Annotated in this window: 1 protein-coding gene; it reads right to left on the bottom strand. The window is 66.4% G+C overall.

Translation table 11 applies throughout. The annotated features are described in order from the left end of the window. Positions 1–835 (bottom strand): beta-ketoacyl synthase (locus E5W87_RS35450; RefSeq protein ID WP_292408620.1); only part of this gene is annotated, 835 nt, incomplete at its 3' end. Positions 836–837: the final 2 nt, after the last annotated feature.

Genomic DNA, 837 nt, shown 5'->3' with positions numbered 1-837 from the left:
CAAGGCAGGCGCGCATCGCCGACGCTGGCCCCTCGACAGATGGCGCGGCGATGTGAAAGGCATCGGCGGAAAGGCCGACGCCGGCGATCTCGGCAAGAATTGTGGCACCACGCCTCGTGGCATGCTCGTAGCTTTCCAGCACGGCCATGCCCGCACCCTCGCCCAGCACCAGGCCCTTCCTATCGGCGGAGAAGGGCCGGCAGGTATCGGGTGAAAGCACGCGCATTGCTTCCCATGCTTTCAGCACGCCCCATGCGAACGGCGCGTCGCTGCCCCCGGAAACCATTACGTCGGCCCGGCCCAGCTTGATCTGATCCACCGCCGAGGCGATCGCATGGTTGGCCGAGGCACATGCGGAGGTCACCCCGAACACCGGCCCGCGCAAGCCGAGGCGCAAGCTCACCTGGCCGGCGGCGGCGCTTGGCATCGTTTTGGGTACAGCGAGGATGCCAACTCGCCTCGCGCCGTCCAAAAGGAGGGCCCGGTAAGTTTCCTCCATTACATCCCAGCCCAAGCCGCCGACGCCCACTGTAGCGCCGAAGCGATGGGCATTCCCTTCGTCGCAGGAAAGTCCGGCCTGCCGCATGGCTTCGCGCGCTGCAAGCACGGCGAGCAAGCTGAAGCGGGCCATGGAGACGAGCTGCTTGCGATCGATGTCGTGCTCGGGCAGCGCCTTGATCTCAGCGCCGGTCATGCCCTCCAGGTCATGAAGCTCGGAATTGGCGATCGGGCCGATGGCGGAGCGGCCTTCGCGCATCTCTTTCCAGATAGAGGCGGCGTCGGTGCCCAGTCCGCACAGGCCGCCCACTCCGGTGATAACGACGCGCCTGTCCATTC

Origin of the sequence: Mesorhizobium sp. (assembly GCF_004962925.1) — a bacterium.
GTDB lineage: Bacteria > Pseudomonadota > Alphaproteobacteria > Rhizobiales > Rhizobiaceae > Mesorhizobium.
Note: the sequence above shows the minus strand (reverse complement) of the source record. Positions and strands in the feature narration are given on the sequence as shown.